This window comes from Mycetocola sp. Y444 (genome assembly GCF_059445295.1).
Map to the genome: position 1 here is coordinate 863,111 of NZ_JCAIUB010000003.1, position 17,226 is coordinate 880,336.

The 17,226-nt window shown below is 65.8% G+C and carries 20 protein-coding genes; 17 read left to right on the forward strand and 3 right to left on the reverse strand.

From position 1 onward, the window contains the following. The first annotated feature begins 34 nt into the window (after positions 1 to 34). The 17 genes from tilS (at position 35) to cls (ending at position 14,983) form a co-directional block, all read left to right on the forward strand. Positions 35 to 1,051: a tRNA lysidine(34) synthetase TilS gene (gene tilS / locus AC1C2M_RS15580; RefSeq protein ID WP_495437527.1), complete on the forward strand. Its 1,017-nt coding sequence runs from the start codon at positions 35 to 37 to the stop codon at positions 1,049 to 1,051. A 4-nt stretch (positions 1,052 to 1,055) separates the two neighbouring features. Then, on the forward strand, positions 1,056 to 1,607 hold the full coding sequence (gene hpt, locus AC1C2M_RS15585) for a hypoxanthine phosphoribosyltransferase (protein ID WP_483405935.1): 552 nt from the start codon (positions 1,056 to 1,058) through the stop codon (positions 1,605 to 1,607). 141 nt (positions 1,608 to 1,748) lie between these two features. Beyond that, positions 1,749 to 3,749, forward strand: coding sequence for an ATP-dependent zinc metalloprotease FtsH (gene ftsH / locus AC1C2M_RS15590; RefSeq protein ID WP_483405934.1), 2,001 nt, complete (start codon positions 1,749 to 1,751; stop codon positions 3,747 to 3,749). Positions 3,750 to 3,754: 5 nt separating this feature from the next. Next, a complete protein-coding gene (gene folE / locus AC1C2M_RS15595; protein ID WP_483405933.1) occupies positions 3,755 to 4,345 on the forward strand; it encodes a GTP cyclohydrolase I FolE in 591 nt (196 codons plus the stop codon). Next, positions 4,338 to 5,168: a dihydropteroate synthase gene (folP, locus tag AC1C2M_RS15600; protein ID WP_483405932.1), complete on the forward strand. Its 831-nt coding sequence runs from the start codon at positions 4,338 to 4,340 to the stop codon at positions 5,166 to 5,168. Before folE ends, folP begins: the two co-directional genes overlap by 8 nt. Positions 5,169 to 5,292: 124 nt before the next feature. Next, positions 5,293 to 5,913: a biotin transporter BioY gene (locus tag AC1C2M_RS15605; RefSeq protein WP_495437530.1), complete on the forward strand. Its 621-nt coding sequence runs from the start codon at positions 5,293 to 5,295 to the stop codon at positions 5,911 to 5,913. A gap of 96 nt (positions 5,914 to 6,009) precedes the next feature. Continuing rightward, a complete protein-coding gene (gene folB / locus AC1C2M_RS15610) occupies positions 6,010 to 6,411 on the forward strand; it encodes a dihydroneopterin aldolase (protein WP_495437531.1) in 402 nt (133 codons plus the stop codon). Further along, a complete protein-coding gene (folK, locus tag AC1C2M_RS15615) occupies positions 6,408 to 6,956 on the forward strand; it encodes a 2-amino-4-hydroxy-6-hydroxymethyldihydropteridine diphosphokinase (RefSeq protein WP_495437533.1) in 549 nt (182 codons plus the stop codon). The genes folB and folK overlap by 4 nt, the downstream gene beginning before the upstream one ends. Then, positions 6,953 to 7,426: a DUF3180 domain-containing protein gene (locus AC1C2M_RS15620; protein WP_495437534.1), complete on the forward strand. Its 474-nt coding sequence runs from the start codon at positions 6,953 to 6,955 to the stop codon at positions 7,424 to 7,426. The genes folK and AC1C2M_RS15620 overlap by 4 nt, the downstream gene beginning before the upstream one ends. Next, complete coding sequence (locus tag AC1C2M_RS15625; protein ID WP_495433718.1) at positions 7,389 to 8,051, forward strand: PH domain-containing protein; 663 nt, start codon at positions 7,389 to 7,391, stop codon at positions 8,049 to 8,051. The genes AC1C2M_RS15620 and AC1C2M_RS15625 overlap by 38 nt, the downstream gene beginning before the upstream one ends. Further along, positions 8,048 to 9,838 (forward strand): PH domain-containing protein, encoded by a 1,791-nt coding sequence (locus AC1C2M_RS15630; protein ID WP_495437535.1) that lies wholly within the window; start codon positions 8,048 to 8,050, stop codon positions 9,836 to 9,838. The genes AC1C2M_RS15625 and AC1C2M_RS15630 overlap by 4 nt, the downstream gene beginning before the upstream one ends. Beyond that, the gene (locus tag AC1C2M_RS15635) at positions 9,835 to 10,563 is read left to right on the forward strand and encodes a Rossmann-like and DUF2520 domain-containing protein (RefSeq protein ID WP_483405926.1); all 729 of its coding nucleotides are present in this window, start codon (positions 9,835 to 9,837) and stop codon (positions 10,561 to 10,563) included. Before AC1C2M_RS15630 ends, AC1C2M_RS15635 begins: the two co-directional genes overlap by 4 nt. A 24-nt stretch (positions 10,564 to 10,587) precedes the next feature. Continuing rightward, a complete protein-coding gene (panC, locus tag AC1C2M_RS15640) occupies positions 10,588 to 11,448 on the forward strand; it encodes a pantoate--beta-alanine ligase (RefSeq protein ID WP_495437538.1) in 861 nt (286 codons plus the stop codon). 57 nt (positions 11,449 to 11,505) lie between these two features. After that, positions 11,506 to 13,026, forward strand: a complete 1,521-nt coding sequence (gene lysS, locus AC1C2M_RS15645; RefSeq protein WP_108962377.1) for a lysine--tRNA ligase — start codon at positions 11,506 to 11,508, stop codon at positions 13,024 to 13,026. Next, positions 13,026 to 13,166 (forward strand): hypothetical protein, encoded by a 141-nt coding sequence (locus tag AC1C2M_RS15650; RefSeq protein WP_158270264.1) that lies wholly within the window; start codon positions 13,026 to 13,028, stop codon positions 13,164 to 13,166. Before lysS ends, AC1C2M_RS15650 begins: the two co-directional genes overlap by 1 nt. 48 nt (positions 13,167 to 13,214) lie before the next feature. Next, entirely contained in the window at positions 13,215 to 13,445 is a 231-nt protein-coding gene (locus AC1C2M_RS15655; protein ID WP_495437540.1) for a hypothetical protein, read from the forward strand. 107 nt (positions 13,446 to 13,552) lie between these two features. After that, the gene (cls, locus tag AC1C2M_RS15660) at positions 13,553 to 14,983 is read left to right on the forward strand and encodes a cardiolipin synthase (RefSeq protein ID WP_483406700.1); all 1,431 of its coding nucleotides are present in this window, start codon (positions 13,553 to 13,555) and stop codon (positions 14,981 to 14,983) included. Between the two features lie 3 nt (positions 14,984 to 14,986). Here the strand turns inward: cls and AC1C2M_RS15665 are convergent, their stop codons facing one another. The 3 genes from AC1C2M_RS15665 to AC1C2M_RS15675 form a co-directional block, all read right to left on the reverse strand. Next, the gene (locus tag AC1C2M_RS15665) at positions 14,987 to 15,211 is read right to left on the reverse strand and encodes a helix-turn-helix domain-containing protein (protein WP_108391849.1); all 225 of its coding nucleotides are present in this window, start codon (positions 15,209 to 15,211) and stop codon (positions 14,987 to 14,989) included. After that, positions 15,211 to 15,825 carry a hypothetical protein gene (locus tag AC1C2M_RS15670; RefSeq protein WP_495437541.1) on the reverse strand — a complete coding sequence of 205 codons (615 nt, stop codon included), beginning with the start codon at positions 15,823 to 15,825 and terminating at the stop codon, positions 15,211 to 15,213. The genes AC1C2M_RS15665 and AC1C2M_RS15670 overlap by 1 nt, the downstream gene beginning before the upstream one ends. Positions 15,826 to 15,979: 154 nt before the next feature. Continuing rightward, positions 15,980 to 16,942: a putative endonuclease domain-containing protein gene (locus tag AC1C2M_RS15675; protein ID WP_495437543.1), complete on the reverse strand. Its 963-nt coding sequence runs from the start codon at positions 16,940 to 16,942 to the stop codon at positions 15,980 to 15,982. Positions 16,943 to 17,226 lie beyond the last annotated feature (284 nt).

A 17,226-nucleotide genomic window follows, 5' to 3' on the forward strand; every position in this document is an offset into this window, starting at 1 on the left:
TCCCTTGTGTCAAAGTCTGGAATAACGTTACTTGATGCCCACAAACAGCAATATCCGCCGCGAACCGCTCGATAAAGCGGTTGCCGAGGTGCGCCTCGCCGTGCGCCAGTCGCTCGCCGGAAACGTCCGTGAGGGTGAGGGGGTGCTCGTCGCCCTGAGCGGCGGGCCTGACTCGCTCGCCCTTGCCGCAGCGACGGCTTTCGAAGCGCCAAAACAGGGCATTCGCGCGGGCGCCGTGATCATCGACCACGGTTTGCAGGATGGATCGGCGGATGTTGCGGCGCGCGCGGCGGACCAGGCGCGGGCGCTCGGCCTTGAGCCGGTGATGGTGATCCGGGTGGGCGTCGACGGTCACGGCGGACCAGAGGCAGCGGCCCGCACCGCCCGCTACGCGGCCTTCGAATCCGCTCTCACCGACACCGGAGCATCCGCTCTTCTTCTCGGTCACACCCTCGACGACCAGGCCGAAACCGTTCTGCTCGGGCTGGCGCGCGGCTCCGGCGCGGGAAGTCTCATGGGGATGGCGCCCGTCAGTGGGCACTACCTCCGCCCGCTTCTCGGCGTTCGGCGCGTGGCAACGCACGACGCGTGTGCCGCCGAAGGACTCGAACCGTGGACGGATCCGCACAACAGCGACCCGTCGTACACGCGAGTGCGGGTCCGCCAGGCCGTGCTGCCCGTGCTCGAGAAGGAGCTTGGCCCCGGCATCGCTGAAGCGCTTGCTCGCACAGCCGAGCAGCTTCGGGAGGACACGGAGGCGTTCGACGCGATGATCGACGAGTTCATCGAGGAGATCTGCGAACCCGCTGAGGCCGGCATCGCGGTTTCCGTCTCCGCGCTGGCGGCGAACCCTCCCGCACTCCGGCACCGGATCATCCGGATGGTCGCTTCGAGCGAGTTCGGGCAGTCCCTGTCGCGAAGCCACACGCTCGCGATCGCGGCACTCGTCACCGACTGGAAAGGCCAGGGTCCGATCGATGTTCCCGGCTTCACAGTGACGAGGAACGGTGGCCGGCTCGAATTTTCGGCGCGACAGCCAGCGGTAGGATAAATCCATGGAATCGAGCGATATTGCAGGCGACCTCACGACCATCCTCGTCACCGAACAAGAGATTCACGACAAGCTGGATGAGCTTGCGGCTCAGATCGACTCCGATTACGAAGGCAAGGATCTTCTCCTCGTCGGCGTGCTGAAAGGTGCCGTCATGGTGATGGCAGACCTCTCCCGCGCCATGAAGAAGCACGTGTCGATCGACTGGATGGCCGTTTCGTCGTACGGCGCTGGCACGAAGTCCAGTGGTGTCGTGCAGATCCGTAAGGACCTCGATGCAGACCTCACCGGCCGCCATGTACTGATCGTTGAAGACATCATCGACTCGGGACTGACCCTGTCGTGGCTGCTCGAGAACTTCGCCTCACGCGGCGCCGCCTCGATCGAGGTCTGCGCACTGCTCCGCAAGCCGAAGGCTGCGAAGGTGGAGATCGACTGCAAGTACGTCGGATTCGACATCCCCAACGACTTCGTCGTCGGCTACGGCCTCGACTTCGATGAGCGCTACCGCAACCTGCGCGACGTGGCGATTCTCGCGCCCCACGTCTACTCCTGACCCGCATGTTTCCCCCGGCGTTTCCCCTTGCGGCGAACACAGAGGCGTAGCCCAGCTTTCTGGCGCTAGCCTTGAGGCCACGAGGCGCGTGTTGTCTCGCCGTACCTTCAGAAAGGTGTTGGGCATCCGCTCATCCGCACTATGAATTTCAAGCGCATCTTCAAAGGCCCGCTGCCGTACATCCTGATCGCGGTCATTGTCTTCTTCGTCGGTTCCAGCCTGCTCAACATGAATGGCTACAAAGAGGTGACCACCGAGCACGGGCTTGAACTGCTCGCCGACGGAAAAGTCGCCGAGGCGACGCTGACCGAGGGTGACAACCGCGCGGACCTGACCCTCGAGAAGGCCGACGGCGACAACGGCACAATGGTCCAGTTCTACTACATCAACGCGCGAGCGGCGGATGTCGTCGCTGCCGTTGATGAGGCGGCGCCCTCTGATGGTTACAACGACGAGGTACCGCAGCCCAGCTTCTGGCTGTCGGCGCTCGGACTGCTCCTCCCGCTCCTGTTGATCGGTGTGTTCTTCTGGATCATGCTCTCGAGCATGCAGGGCGGCGGATCGAAGGTCATGCAGTTCGGCAAGTCGAAGGCGAAGCTCGTCTCGAAAGAGTCGCCGAAGGTCACCTTCGACGATGTCGCAGGCAGCGACGAGGCGATCGAAGAGCTCGAGGAGATCAAGGACTTCCTCAAGGAGCCCGCGCGCTTCCAGGCGGTTGGTGCCCGGATCCCCAAGGGTGTGCTGCTCTACGGCCCTCCCGGTACCGGTAAGACCCTGCTGGCCCGCGCCGTCGCTGGCGAGGCCGGTGTTCCGTTCTACTCGATCTCCGGCTCTGACTTCGTCGAGATGTTCGTGGGTGTCGGTGCAAGCCGTGTCCGCGACCTGTTCCAGCAGGCCAAGGAAAACGCGCCAGCGATCATCTTCGTCGACGAGATCGACGCCGTCGGTCGCCACCGTGGCGCCGGAATGGGTGGCGGGCACGACGAGCGCGAACAGACGCTCAACCAGTTGCTCGTCGAGATGGACGGCTTCGACCCCAAAGCGAACGTCATCATGATCGCCGCGACGAACCGACCCGACATCCTCGACCCCGCGCTGCTTCGACCTGGCCGGTTCGACCGCCAGATCGGCGTCGACGCTCCTGACCTCAAGGGCCGCATGAAGATCCTCGAGGTGCACGCCAAGGGCAAGCCGATGTCGGAGAACGTCGACCTCGAGGTCCTCGCCCGCAAGACTCCGGGGTTCACCGGAGCCGACCTCGCGAACGTCCTCAACGAGGCCGCGCTGCTGACCGCTCGCTCGAACGCCCAGATCATCGACAACCGCGCCCTCGACGAGGCCGTCGATCGGGTCATGGCCGGGCCTCAGCGCCGCAGCCGTGTGATGCGCGACCAGGAGAAGCTCATCACCGCGTACCACGAGGGTGGACACGCCCTCGCTGCGGCATCGATGCGCAACACCGACCCCGTGACGAAGGTCACCATCCTTCCCCGCGGCCGCGCCCTCGGTTACACGATGGTCCTCCCGCTCGAAGACAAGTACTCGGTGACCCGAAACGAACTGCTCGACCAGCTCACCTACGCCATGGGCGGCCGTGTCGCCGAGGAGATGGTGTTCCACGACCCGACAACCGGTGCGTCGAACGACATCGAGAAGGCCACGGGAATTGCCCGCAAGATGGTCACCGAATACGGCATGAGCGCCAACGTCGGAGCCATCAAGCTCGGACAGTCGAGCGGTGAGGTCTTCCTCGGTCGCGACATGGGCCACCAGCGCGACTACTCGGAGCAGATCGCTGAAGAGGTCGACTCTGAGGTCCGCGCGCTCATCGAGCAGGCCCACGACGAAGCGTGGCAGGTACTGAACGACAACCGCGACATCCTCGACCGGCTGGCCGCTGAACTCCTCGAGAAGGAGACGCTGGACCACAACCAGCTCGCCGAGATCTTCAAGGACATCAAGAAGCTCCCGCCGCGCCCGCAGTGGCTGTCATCGTCCAAGCGCCCGATCTCTGAGCGTCCTCCGATCGCTGTGCCGATCACGAAGGCTCCCATCGATCCCGGCGCGACAGACGGCGGCGTCCAGAGCGACTCGAGCAACACGCCTCTCCCGCAGTCCGACCCGCGCCCAGCAACGGCGTAGCTCAGATGGCGGGGGTCGATAAGCCGCGCATCGAGGCGGCTGTCATCGAGTTGCTCGCGGCTATCGGCGAAGACGCGGAGCGGCCAGGGCTCGAGCGGACGCCGGCGCGCGTCGCCGACGCCTACTCCGAGTTCTTCGCAGGGGTCGGTGCGGATCCGCTCGACCACCTGCGCGAGTCGGTCCCGGTCGGCGATGACGGCACCGGCGAGGTTGTGCTCCTGCGCGACATCGCCTTCCGCTCGATCTGCGAGCACCACCTGCTCCCGTTCCTCGGCAAGGCGCACGTCGCATACCTGCCCGGGGATCGCGTTGTGGGTCTTGGTCGGCTGCCGCTCGTGGTCGACACCCTCGCGTCGAGGCCCCAGTTGCAGGAGCGCCTGACCGAGCAGATCGCGGATGCTCTCGAGCGCGGTCTTGAGGCACGTGGCGTTCTCGTCGTGCTCGACGCGGTCCACGGTTGCGTTGCTGCGCGCGGGGTGCGGCAGGCGAATTCGTCCACGGTGACCGTCGCAAGCCGCGGTGCACTTGCCGAGCCGGCACGCCGTGCTGAACTGTTTGCCCTGATCGGCCGCGGTACGACGGACCCGCATGCCTGATCGGGCCGAGACGTCCAAGCGGATGCTGGTCATGGGGATCGTCAACGTCACCCCTGATTCGTTCAGCGACGGCGGTCAGTTCCTCGACCACGAGCGTGCGGTCACCCACGCCAGGCGGCTCGTCGCCGACGGTGCCGACATCGTCGACGTCGGCGGGGAGTCCACCCGCCCCGGCGCGGAGCGGATCGGTGTGACCGAAGAGTTGCGCCGCATCCTTCCGGTGGTCCGCTCTCTCGCGGCCGACGGCATCCGGGTCTCTGTCGACACCATGAACGCCGAAACGGCCAGTGCCGCGGTCCAAGCGGGGGCCGAGTTCATCAACGACGTCTCCGGTGGCCTCGCTGATCCCCACATGGTGGCTGTCGCAGCCGACACCGGTGCGCCGTACATTCTCAGCCACTGGCGCGGGCACAGTGCCGACATGAACTCCCGCGCTCACTACGACGACGTGGTCGCTGACGTTCGCGCTGAGCTCGAGACCAGGATCGCTGCCCTTGAGGCCGGGGGAGTAGCGCGGGAGAGCATCATTCTCGACCCTGGTCTCGGTTTCGCGAAGACGGCCGACCAGAACTGGGAGATCCTGTTGCGAATCTCCGAGCTGCAGTCGCTTGGGCTGCCGGTGCTCGTCGGTGCGTCCCGAAAGCGGTTCCTGGGCGATTTGCTTCCGGAAGGCGCGCCGATGGGCGACCGCGACCTGCCAACGGCGGTGGTGAGCGCACTGCTCGCCGACGCGGGGATCTGGGGAGTGCGCGTGCACAGCGTGACCGCGACGGCGATCGCACTGGCTGCGCGGGCGCGCATGTCTTCCGGTTCGGCCGGTTAGAGGAACCCTTCACAGATTCCGGGTCCCCGTTGGGTCGAAACGACAACCCGCGCGAGGCCGATTAGCGGATAGTGTGTTGAACTGTGCCGCGAACGCGGCGCGAACGCTGTGAACTGGAGTTTGAATGACGACGGCAACGATTTCCCACTCTCGACTCACCCTGGCCGATCGCGTCGTGCCGCGGAGCGTCGTCAACAACATCGCACTGATGGTGGCCGGCGTTGCCATCGTGAGCGCTACGGCAATGGTCGAAATCCCGATGTGGCCGGTTCCTGTGTCGGGCCAGACCCTCGGCGTCCTCGTCGTCGGTGCCTCACTCGGAGCGTGGCGCGGAGCCGTCTCGATGGCGATGTACATGGTGTTCGGCCTCGCCGGGCTGCCGATCTTCGCCGGAGCAACCGGCGGCATCGCCGCTCTCGCCAAGCCGTCGTTCGGCTTCATCATCGGGTTCATCGCCGCTGCCGCCTTCGTCGGCTGGCTCGCCGAGCGCAACTGGGACAAGCGTCCCGTGCTCAGCCTCTTCGCGTTCCTCGGCGCGAGCCTCATTCCGTTCCTGTTCGGCATCCCGTACATGGGAATGATCCTCGGTTCGATGGGACTGCCGACGGACATCGGCACGCTTCTCGCCCTCGGCTTCTTCCCGTTCGTCGTCGGCGGTGTCGTGAAGTGGCTCATCGCGGCCTCTGTGCTGCCCCTCGCGTGGAAGCTCGTGCAGCGGGTCGACCGCCGCGGCGAGTCCAGCTAACCGCCCGTGCACCTGGCCCCGTCCTCCTGGGCGGGGCCTTTTTCGTGCACTCCGGGCTCCGGCGCGGAGGCCGATGAGTGCCCGTAGAGTTGTCGGGTGACTACCGGCGACTCCATCACCCTCACGGGCATTCGTGTGCGCGCCCATCACGGCGTCTATGACTTCGAGCGGGAGAACGGCCAGGACTTCGTCATCGACCTCACCGTGGGGATCGATCTTCGTCGTGCCGCACAGAGTGACGATGTCTCGGCGACTATCCACTACGGCGAGCTCGCCGAGCGGGTCGCTGCGGCCGTGGCATCCGACCCCGTCGACCTCATTGAGACCGTCGCAGAGCGGGTCGCGGGGATCGCACTCTCGTACCCCGCAGCAACCGACGTGCGAGTCACGGTTCACAAGCCGGATGCTCCGATCTCTGTTCCGTTCGGCGACGTCGCCGTGACCATCGTGAGGTCAGCGGCCCCGCACCAGGCCCCGACCACGGAGGGCCGCTCATGAGTCCAATCCCGAAGCCGCCGATCCACCCGCCTGTGCGGCGCCACTCCCAGCTCGGCGGGCGCGATACCCCGGTGGTTCTCGCGCTCGGCAGTAATCTCGGCGACCGCGATGCGACACTTCGAGCCGCGCTCAAGCAACTCGAGGCCGCTGGCATCCGGCTTCGCGCGGTGTCGACGTTCGTGGAGTCCGTCGCCGTGAAGCCCGGGGGCCCAGACCGGTCAGCACCCGGTTATCTCAACGCCGTTGCCCTCGTGACCACCGACCTGAGTCCGCGGGAGCTCCTCACGGCGATCCACACGATCGAGCATGACCTTGGGCGAGTCAGGACAGAGCACTGGGGAGATCGGACGCTCGACATCGACATCGTCACGTACGGTTCCCGCATCGTGAACGAACCCGATCTCGTGATCCCACACCCGCGTGCGGCGGAACGAGACTTTGTGCTTGCACCGTGGCTCGAGGTCGAGCCTGACGCAGAGCTGCCGGGCCACGGCAGGGTCGACGCCCTGCTTTCATCGCTTCGGAGCACAGGGGAACCGGCATGACGCGCACGAAGGCAACGCCACTGATCGGACTCGCGGCGCTGGGACTCGCGATTGGTTTCCTCCTCGAGCTCGGCTCGGAGTCGACAGGCGGGTCTCTTCTGATCCCGCCGATCAGCCTTCCCCTGACCCTCGTCGTTGTCGGTGCGATCATCGTCGGCTTCTCACTGCCGATCCGCCGCGCTGTCACCGGCAGGTCGAAAACACCGGTCGATCCGTTCCAGTCCCTTCGGGTCGTCGCGCTCGCACGCGCCTCGTCGAGGGTGGGCGCGCTGCTCACCGGGGTGGCGCTCGGGGCGCTGATCTATTTCACGACCAGACCCGTGATGCCCGGAGTAGGCTCGTTGTGGCTGACGATAGGCTCATGCATTGGGGCCGTGCTACTCGCAGTAGCTGGCCTGATTGCGGAACACCTGTGCACACTGCCGAAGGACGATGACGATGACGCACCCGGAGCACCTCCCGCTCGCTGACGAGGCGAGGAACGCCCGGCACGCGGGCATCGACGGGGTCGATGACGCACCGGCCGCCGCGCAGCCGTTCTCGCCCGTGCACCCACCCGAAGAGCAACCGGTCGAGGTGCCCGAGTACCGTGGCGGACCCGCCGCAGACGCTCCCCGACGGCTCGATCTTGCGAACGTCGAGTGGCACCGCGTCTCGCCCAAGTACATCGTGGTTGACCTGCTCGGGTATGCCATCACCGCCCTGGTGGTCCTCGCCGCTGCCGTCGTGATGCACGTCGTTCTCGACCAGCACTGGGTCTGGTGGGTGGCCGGTCCCCTCCTCGCCATCGACCTCATCTCGGGCGCACTCGCCCCGCGTCGCATCCGTTCGATCGGCTACCAGCTCCGTGACGACGATCTTCTCTTCCGCCGTGGCATCATGTGGCAGCGGCTTGTCGCTGTTCCGTACGGACGGATGCAACTCATCGACATCAACCGCGGTCCGATCGCACGGGCGTTCGGACTCGCCGAACTGAAGTTCGTCACCGCATCGGCCGCAACGGCGATTCTGATTCCCGGGCTCCCCATCGAAGAAGCCGAAAGCCTGCGCGACCACCTGGTGGCGGTAGCGGAGAGCAGACGGACAGGGCTGTGAGCGACGAACGCGGTGCCAGCGGCATCCCCGACCCGTCAATTGCGCCGGGCGGGCAGCCGGAGCCGGTGCAGGAGCCTGTTCTGGCGCAGCAGCCGGCAGCTGTGTCGCACGCGGGCCCGGCTCAGCAGTCCGGTCCGGCGGAGCTGTCGGATGCTGCGCAGCAGTCGGATGCCGTCGGCGCGCGGGCGGCGGCGAGCCAGGCTGTCCGCGAGAATTCCTCGCGCACACTGACCGACGGAGAGTGGCACAGGCTCCACCCGGCAACGCCGCTGCTCAAGGGCGGCATCGCGCTGATCGCGATCGCGGGTTTTGTCATCGCCAACCTCCGGGAACGTCTTGTCGACATCTTCCTTCCCGGCCAGGGCGACGGCCCCGAGGGTGACGGCTCGCGCACCTACGAATATGACCCGCTCACCTACGTCTGGGAACACGGCTACGTGCCCATAGCGCTGGCCGGACTCTTCGTCGTTCTGCTGGTGATCATCGGCGGGTTCTTCCTGTCGTGGCGGATGCACACGTTCCGCGTCACCGACGAGGCGGTCGAGGTGAGGAGCGGCATCCTGTTCCGCACCCACCGGAAGGCGAAACTCGACAGGATCCAGGGCGTCGGAATCAACAGGCCGTTCTTCCCCCGGATCTTCGGGGCGGCAAAGATGGACGTCAGCGTTGCCGGGCAGGATGCGAGCGTCAAGCTCGAGTACCTGTACTCCCGTGACGCGGACGACCTGCGCCGCGACGTTCTCACCCTCGCGAGCGGTGTGAAGCTCGCCGAGGCAGGCGTAGCGCCGAGGCCGACAGTCGGACCGGACGGAGTCGAAGCCTCCACCGACCCGGCGCTCACCCGGCTCGTGACGGAACGTGTCAACGAGTTCCTCGCGCCGGAACTGGACCCCAATGCCGCCCCGCCGGAATCTGTCGTTCGAATTTCCCTCGGCAGGCTGATCGGATCGACGGTCCTGAGCGCAAGCACGGTGTTCCTCGTCGTGCTCGCCGTCGTTCTGATCGTCTCCCTCGTCAACGGACAGATCTGGGCACTCTTCTGGTTCGTGCCCAGCGTCATCGGTTTCCTCAGCTACTACTGGTCGACGGTGATGAAATCCCTCAGGTACAGCATCGCGAAAACACCATCGGGCGTCCGGGTCGGGTTCGGATTGCTCTCGACGAGCAACGACACGCTTCCGCCCGGTCGGATCCACGCCGTCGAAATCTCACAATCGGTGCTCTGGAGACCGTTCGACTGGTGGCAGGTGAAGATCAACAAGGCCGGGCTGTCGGCTGAGGCCGCGATGAGCGGAAAAGGCAACACGACGATCCTGCCCGTTGGAAACCTCACCGACGTCGCCCGGGTTCTCGAGCTGATCCTCGATGACGTGCACGCCGACGCGGCTCTCGCAGAGATGACCGCGGCGTTCCGCGCACCGCACACATCGGGCTTCACCCTCGCGCCCCGTCGCGCCAGGTGGCTCAATCCGTTTGCGTGGCGGCGTACCGGGTATGCGGTGCACGACGGACTGCTCCTGTTCCGGCGGGGAGTGATCTGGCGCAGGCTCGACATCCTCCCGCTCGCCAGGATGCAGAGCATCGCCGTGTCGCAGGGCCCGCTCGAGCGGGCATTCCGGCTCGCATCGGCTCGCGTGCACACCGTCGCCGGCCCGATCACCCCGACGCTGCCCGCCATCGGTTCCGATGAGGCGATCCGGCTGTTCGAGCACGTCTCGAGCAGCGCGGTCCAGGCATCCGCTCGAGACCGCACGCACCGCTGGGCAGAGAACCGGGTGATCGCGTGAGCGCGAGAGCAGGCCGCCTCGGCATCGGCATCATCGGAGCCGGGCATGTTGGCCCGATCCTGGGCGCAGCCCTCGCCGGCGCCGGGCACGCGATCATCGGAATCAGCGCCATCTCCGACGAGAGCAGGGACAGGGCCGAGGCCATCCTGCCGTCGGTTCCGATCCTCGAAATCCCCGACATCGTCGAGCGCAGCGAACTGGTCATTCTTGCCGTGCCGGATGCCGAACTGCCCGCGCTCGTCGAGGGTCTCGCCGCGAGCTCGACCTGGCGGCCAGGCCAGCTCGTCGTGCACACCTCTCCCGGATCGGGCACCGCCGTCCTTGCGCCAGCGCAGGCGCTCGGCGCGATCCCCATTGCCATTCACCCCGCCATGGACTTCACCGGGACGAGCATCGATATCGGCCGGCTCAGCGAAACCTGGTTCGCCGTGACCGCGCCGGCGCCGGTGCAGCCGATCGGCCAGGCCCTCGTCGTCGAGATGGGTGGCGAACCGGTGATCGTCGCTGAGGCGGACAGGGCCGCATACGCCGAGGCGATTGAGATCGCGACGGCATTCTCCAGGTCCATCGTCTCGCAGGCCACCGGCATCCTCTCGGAAATCGGCATCGATCACCCCGGCGGCTTCCTGTCTTCCCTCGTGCGGTCGGCGGTCGACAACGCCCTTCGGGAGACGTCGAGGCCGGAATCCCTCGAGCCGCCGTACTTCGACGGCGACGGCCTGTAGCGGCTCAGCGGGTACCATCGGGGAGTGACCGACAGTATTACCAGCATCCGCACCCGCATCGATGAGGCCCGCAGCGAGGCCGTTGCCCGGGGCATCCGGAAACCCAGAGTCGTTCTCGTTCCCACGATGGGCGCGCTGCACGACGGACACCTGTCGCTGGTCCGTCAGGCGCAGTCGCTCGGCGACATCGTGGTCGTGTCGATCTTCGTGAACCCTCTGCAGTTCGGGCCGAACGAGGACCTCTCGACCTACCCCCGCACCCTCGAGCACGACACGGCGAAGCTCGCCGAGGTCGGTGTTCACCTGGTCTTCGCTCCGACTGCCGCCGAGATGTACCCGGATGGCGACATCGGCACGCGGGTGACCGCCGGCGATGTCGGCACCCTTCTCGAGGGACGCACCCGACCGGGCCACTTCGACGGTGTACTGACCGTGGTCTCCAAGCTGTTCCACATCGTGTCACCGGATGTCGCGGTGTTCGGCGAGAAGGACGGCCAGCAGCTGTTCCTCGTCAAGCGCATGGTGCGGGACCTCAACTTCCCGCTCGAGGTGCACGGCGTCAGCACGGTGCGCGCCCAAGACGGCCTGGCCCTCTCGAGCAGGAACGCTTTCCTCTCCGACAGCGAGCGGCAGGCGGCCCTCGCGCTGTCGCGCGCGCTCGAGGCGGCCGCATCCGCTGGCCAGCAGGGAGTCGGTGCGGTGCTTGCTGCCGCGCACGGGGTGATCGACGGTGAGCCGCTCGCCGAACTCGACTATTTCGCGGTCGTCGACCCGGCCACGTTCTCGCCCGTCGACGAGGGCTATACCGGCCCGGTTCTCGCGCTCATCGCTGCGCGGGTCGGAACCACCAGGCTGATCGACAACAGGACCATCGTCGTTTCCTGATTCCTGCTGCAAGCCGGTGCCCGTAAACTTAACCGACCCCACAAGGAGACGTCCCGAATGACTCACGCCCCAACCGCCGCCGAGGCCACCGAACCGACCGCCGAGGAGATCTTCGAGCAGAAGGCCGTGCGGCTGGCGAAGCGCGAACGCCTCATCGAGAGTGCGACGGATGCCGCTGGCGGGGCTTACCCGGTAAGTGTTCCCGTCACGACGACCATCCCCGAGGTCCGCGCAAAGTTCGGGCACCTCGAAGCCGACGAGACGACGGGGGAGACGGTCGGCATTGCCGGGCGCATCGTCTTCCTTCGCAACACGGGCAAGCTCTGTTTCGCAACGCTCCAGTCCGGCGACGGAAGCCGGATCCAGGCCATGGTGTCGCTCGCTGAAGTCGGCGCTGAGTCGCTCGCCGAATGGAAGGAACTCGTCGACCTCGGCGACCACCTCTTCGTCTCGGGCGAGGTCATCTCCAGCCGCCGCGGCGAGCTCTCCGTCATGGTGCGCGAGTGGACCATCGCGTCGAAGGCGATCCTTCCGCTGCCGAACCTGCACAACGAACTCAGCGAGGAGAGCAGGGTACGCAGCCGCTACCTCGATCTCATCGCCCGCGACCAGGCCCGCCAGAACGTCATCATGCGGTCAAAGACCGTCTCGAGCCTGCGCCACACCTTCACCGAGCGCGGCTTCCTCGAGATCGAGACGCCCATGCTCCAGGTCATGCACGGTGGCGCATCCGCTCGACCGTTCACCACCCACTCGAACGCCTTCGACACCGACCTCTACCTGCGGATCGCGCCGGAGCTCTACCTCAAGCGCGCCGTCGTCGGCGGCATCGACCGGGTCTACGAGATCAACCGCAACTTCCGCAACGAAGGCGCCGACTCGACGCACAGCCCCGAATTCGCGATGCTCGAGGCGTATGAGGCATACGGCGACTACAACTCGATCGCCGACCTGACCCAGACGCTGATTCAGGATGCCGCTCTCGCGGTGTCCGGATCGCACACGGTGACGTGGGCCGACGGTACCGAGTACGACCTCGGTGGCGACTGGGCCCGGATCTCGATGTTCGAGAGCCTCAGCGAGGCCGCCGGAGTGGAGATCACGCCGGAGACGCCGCTCGAGGAACTCAAGGCCCTCGCCGACCGTGAGGGAATCGTCGTTCCCCACCCGATCCACGGCAAGTACGTTGAGGAACTCTGGGAGCACTTCGTCAAGGGCGACCTCGTTGCGCCGACCTTCGTCATGGACTTCCCGGTGGACACCTCCCCGCTCGTTCGCGCACACCGCTCGAAGGCCGGTGTCGTCGAGAAGTGGGACCTGTACATCCGCGGCTTCGAACTGGCAACCGGATACTCCGAGCTCGTCGACCCGGTCGTCCAGCGCGAGCGTTTCGTCGAGCAGGCCCGCCTCGCGGCGGGTGGCGACGTCGAGGCCATGCGTCTTGATGAGGAGTTCCTCCGCGCCCTCGAGCACGGCATGCCCCCGACCGGCGGAATGGGCATGGGAATCGACCGCCTGCTGATGGCGCTCACCGGACTCGGCATCCGGGAGACCATCCTCTTCCCCCTGGTGAAGTGATGAACGACTTCCTGCCGAAAGACGTGACGGACCCCAGAGACCCGAAGAAGCCGTCGGGAAACCGGATCGCTATCTGGGTGATCGTCGGCGGAGTCGGACTGTATCTGCTGCTCAGCGGCATCTGGGGCATCCTCACCTAGCCTGCCCACAGCATCCGTTCACCGTAACCGGGGTATTCTTAGGCTGTCATGGACAATTTCTGGTTAAACGCGTTGTGGTCGCTCGCTCCGACCGTCCTGGTCGGGCTGATTTTCTGGGTCATCATGCGCGCGATCATTCGGTCGGACCGTGACGAGCGGGCCGCATACGCGAAGGTCGAAGCAACGGAACGCGCCCGCCTCGGCCTTCCGGCCCAGGATCCCCACTCCACGGGTGGGTCGCGCGAGGCGGCGAACCGATCCGTCGCCGCTGACGGATAGGCTGGCTGTCACTACCCCAATGACAGGAGCGGTTCGTGGACGTTGCGTCATTCTGGGCCGGCTTCTGGGCCTGGGTTGCCACAGCCTTCACCGGTAACTGGACGCTCATTCTATTCTGGGCCGTCGACTTCATCATCCGGGTGATCGCCGTCATCGTTGTTCCGCGGAACCGGCGGCCGTCGGCCGCGATGGCCTGGCTTCTCGCCATCTTCCTGATTCCGTACGTCGGGGTCATCGCGTTCATCCTGATCGGAAACCCGAAACTCCCGCGGTACCGCCGCAATATTCAGGACGAGATCAACGAGTTCATCAGGATCGCCGCCGAGAATCTCCCCAAGCAGGAGTTGCGACCGAACCCGCCCGCCTGGTTCTCCTCGCTCGTGCAGCTGAACCGCAACCTCGGTGCGCTGCCGCTGCTCGGTGGGAACGAAGCCAGGCTTCTCGCCGACTACAACCACACGCTCGATGCGATGACAGCCGCGGTCGACGCTGCCGCGGTCTCGGTCAACGTGGAGTTTTACATCCTCAGTTGCGACAAGACCACCGAGCCGTTCTTCGAGGCGCTCGAGCGCGCGGTGGCGCGGGGCGTCACCGTGCGGGTGCTGCTCGATCACGTCGCCAACCTCCGCACCAAGGGCTACCTCAAGACGAAGAAGCGCCTCGATGAGATCGGCGCCGACTGGCACCTGATGCTCCCGCTCCAGCCCTGGCGCTGGAAATTCCAGCGCCCTGACCTGCGCAATCACCGCAAGATCCTCGTCGTCGACGGACTCGTCGCGTTTCTCGGGTCGCAGAACGTCATCGATCGCTCGTACAACAAGCGGGGGAACATCCGTCGTGGGCTGCAATGGCAGGAACTTGTTGCTTACGTCGAAGGGCCTGTCGTCGGCGGCATCCAGGCGATCTTCCTCAGCGACTGGTACAGCGAAACCGGCGAGCTGCTCTCGAGCGAGATCGACCTCGTGGACCCTGACAACGAGGACGGCCACCTCGACTGCCAGGTGGTGCCGAGCGGTCCGGGGTTCGACGGTGAGAACAACCTGCGGCTCTTCCTCGGACTGCTCTATTCGGCCCAGAAACGCATTGTGATCACGAGCCCGTATTTCGTGCCGGACGAGGCGATGCTCTACGCCATCACTACCGCGGTGCAGCGCGGCGTTCCTGTCGACCTGTTCGTGTCGGAGGTCGGCGATCAGGCGCTCGTCTACCACGCACAGCGTTCGTACTACGAAGCGCTGCTTCGTGCAGGCGTGCGTATTTATCTGTACCCGGCCCCTTACATCCTTCACGCCAAGCACTTCACCATCGATGACGATGTCGCCGTCATCGGATCGAGCAATATGGACATGCGCTCGTTCGGGCTCAACCTCGAGGTCTCGCTGATGGTCAGGGGCGACACGTTCGTGAGGGACATGCGCGCGGTCGAAGACGAGTACCGGGTGAAGAGCCGGGAGCTCACGCTCGACGAATGGATGAAGCAGCCGCTCCGTTCTACAGTGCTCGACAACCTCGCCCGGTTGACGTCGGCGCTGCAGTAGCGGTCAGGCGCGCACGAGCACGTCGCCGACCTCGCAGCCGAGGACGTCGCAAATCGCCACCAGCGTCGAAAACCTGATCGCCCTCGCCCTGTCGTTCTTCAGCACAGACAGGTTGACGATACTGATGCCGACTCGCTCGCTGAGTTCGGTGAGGGTCATCCCGCGTTCCGCGAGCAGCTCGTCGAGACGGCAGTGGATGCCTGTCGGCTCGTCGTCCGCGCCGCCCACTAGACGAGACCTTCGGTTTCGCGCTGCAGCCGTTCGCCGGCCTTGAACGCGAGGGCGACAGCCGCGAGGGCGATCGCAGCAAAGTAGGGAATGACGTTGCCGGTCGCAACCGCGCCGTCATAGCTGCCCTGGCTGAGGGTTGCGAAAGCGCCGTTCGTCCCCATGGTCGTGAACAGGTTACCCAGTGTGGTGCCGACGATGAGCGTGACTGACACCGTTGTGACGAGGCGGGTGTTGATGCGGGAGAACGCCTTTCCGCTCATGAGATTTCGGCACAGCAGCATAGCGCTGGCCACGATGACGAGGGTCGTTGCCAGGTCGACGAGGACAGCGGCGACCAGCGAAACAATCACAATCACGGGGAGATCCGACACCGTCAGCCACGCTGAGTCGACGCGAACGTCCACCATCGCGCCGTCTGGCCCGAGCGGGAGAGCGGTGACGGTGTCGAAGAACGGGGCGAGAATCTCCACATTGGTGTTCGGCACGATCGACGCGATCCGCACGACGGCGTTCCCCAGCGCGAACACGGCGACCATCACGCCGACCACGATCACCGTCCAGAGATCGACGCGATCGGACCGGGTCGGACGAGCGGTGGTTTCGGTTCCCATGGTGCACTCCATCGATTATCGATAACAACGATTATCGTTAAGCTAGCGACCGGGCGGATGCCTGTCAACCGGTCCGAATCGACGGGAGCGCGTTCCGGTTGCGCGATTACGTCGAATGGCGACGTATTCGACGTAATCGCGCAACTGGAAGGGGTCAGGGCCTCCAGCCGCGAGACATCAGGGCGGCTCGAACGCGAGCCACCAGTTCCTCAGGCCGGCGAAGCAGTGCTGATGTGACCTGGATGACAATCCACCCGGCCGCGCGGAGCGCTTCGATGCGCTCGACGTCCTTCGCGTACCTGGCACCGTGTACCTGCCCCTGGTACTCGATCGCGACACGGTACCGCGGGTAGGACAGGTCGACGCAGGCGAGGAACCCGAGCGGCCCATCCACGTCGATGTTGAGGAGCGGTTCCGGCAAGCCAGCGCGGACAAGAACGACGCGACACAGCGATTCTCGTGGCGACCAGGAGTCTTCTCGAATCAGCCCGAGGGCGTCGCGAAGGTGCGCGGCCCCGACTCGGCGACCCGCACCGAGCGCGGTCTCAAGTTTCGCGCGGGTGGTCAGCGGAGGGCGCCCGACATTCGGGCGAAGAAATCCCTGCCGCCACGTGCGACAGAAATAGTCTCCGATCACGACGAGTTCGTCGACCGACAGAGTGCCGAGCGATGCCCAGACCGAGGCCGGGGTGGCCACGCGTAACCCGTCGTGCACCCTCGTCGTTGTGGTCCGCCGGTCCGCGAGGTGCCCACGAACTCCCCGGCCGCGGGGGACGCTGGAACCTCGGAAGACACCGACGTCGATCAGGGCCGGGATCGACATGGTGATCGGAGCGCCCCAGAGCACCGCGGCGGTGTGGTGGCTGAAGAACTCGACGGGTCGCATGCGAGTCCCGTACGCGCGTGCCAGGGTGCGCACCTCGTCAGAGTGAGCGTCAAATTCGTCGCTCGCTATGGCATCCGTCGCCGAAATCGTGTCGATTCTGGTTCTGACGCCGGTGAAGGGAGTCGCGAGATCGTCGCCCTCGAGTCGCCCGCGGTCGATGCCAAGCGCTCGCGCCTCGGCGAGGCTGAACACCGCTCCCAACTGAGGCGGGAGGGGGCTGGGCCTTCTCATCTCGGGATAGTGGCACGAACGGCACGGGCGCCGCCTGCGTTATCCACAGGGCCGGGGCGGATGCCGGTTGCGTCAGGGTGAGAGATGGGTGCGGGTTGCGGTTGCTGAGTGAGGGGGGCGGGGTGCGGGGTGCTGAGTGATGGGTGCGGGGTGCGAGCGTTCACGGCGCCGGGCTTCTCTGGTTCGCGGGGCGCGTTGCGTTGGTGAGGATGCCTTGGAATTGGGCTGCCAGCTACCGGAGTTTCTCTGGTTCGCGGGCGAAGTTACGTTCTGAAGGTTGCCTT

Excerpts from the sequence above, each read along its gene's own strand:
- AC1C2M_RS15650 (WP_158270264.1), top strand. The coding sequence starts at position 13,026 with ATGAACGACTTCCTGCCGAAAGACGTGACGGACCCCAGAGACCCGAAG.
- AC1C2M_RS15625 (WP_495433718.1), top strand. The coding sequence starts at position 7,389 with ATGACGATGACGCACCCGGAGCACCTCCCGCTCGCTGACGAGGCGAGG.
- AC1C2M_RS15605 (WP_495437530.1), top strand. The coding sequence starts at position 5,293 with ATGACGACGGCAACGATTTCCCACTCTCGACTCACCCTGGCCGATCGC.
- AC1C2M_RS15620 (WP_495437534.1), top strand. The coding sequence starts at position 6,953 with ATGACGCGCACGAAGGCAACGCCACTGATCGGACTCGCGGCGCTGGGA.
- ftsH (WP_483405934.1), top strand. The coding sequence starts at position 1,749 with ATGAATTTCAAGCGCATCTTCAAAGGCCCGCTGCCGTACATCCTGATC.
- hpt (WP_483405935.1), top strand. The coding sequence starts at position 1,056 with ATGGAATCGAGCGATATTGCAGGCGACCTCACGACCATCCTCGTCACC.
- lysS (WP_108962377.1), top strand. The coding sequence starts at position 11,506 with ATGACTCACGCCCCAACCGCCGCCGAGGCCACCGAACCGACCGCCGAG.
- AC1C2M_RS15675 (WP_495437543.1), bottom strand. The coding sequence starts at position 16,942 with ATGAGAAGGCCCAGCCCCCTCCCGCCTCAGTTGGGAGCGGTGTTCAGC.
- folE (WP_483405933.1), top strand. The coding sequence starts at position 3,755 with ATGGCGGGGGTCGATAAGCCGCGCATCGAGGCGGCTGTCATCGAGTTG.
- AC1C2M_RS15655 (WP_495437540.1), top strand. The coding sequence starts at position 13,215 with ATGGACAATTTCTGGTTAAACGCGTTGTGGTCGCTCGCTCCGACCGTC.
- tilS (WP_495437527.1), top strand. The coding sequence starts at position 35 with ATGCCCACAAACAGCAATATCCGCCGCGAACCGCTCGATAAAGCGGTT.
- AC1C2M_RS15670 (WP_495437541.1), bottom strand. The coding sequence starts at position 15,825 with ATGGGAACCGAAACCACCGCTCGTCCGACCCGGTCCGATCGCGTCGAT.
- folK (WP_495437533.1), top strand. The coding sequence starts at position 6,408 with ATGAGTCCAATCCCGAAGCCGCCGATCCACCCGCCTGTGCGGCGCCAC.
- folP (WP_483405932.1), top strand. The coding sequence starts at position 4,338 with ATGCCTGATCGGGCCGAGACGTCCAAGCGGATGCTGGTCATGGGGATC.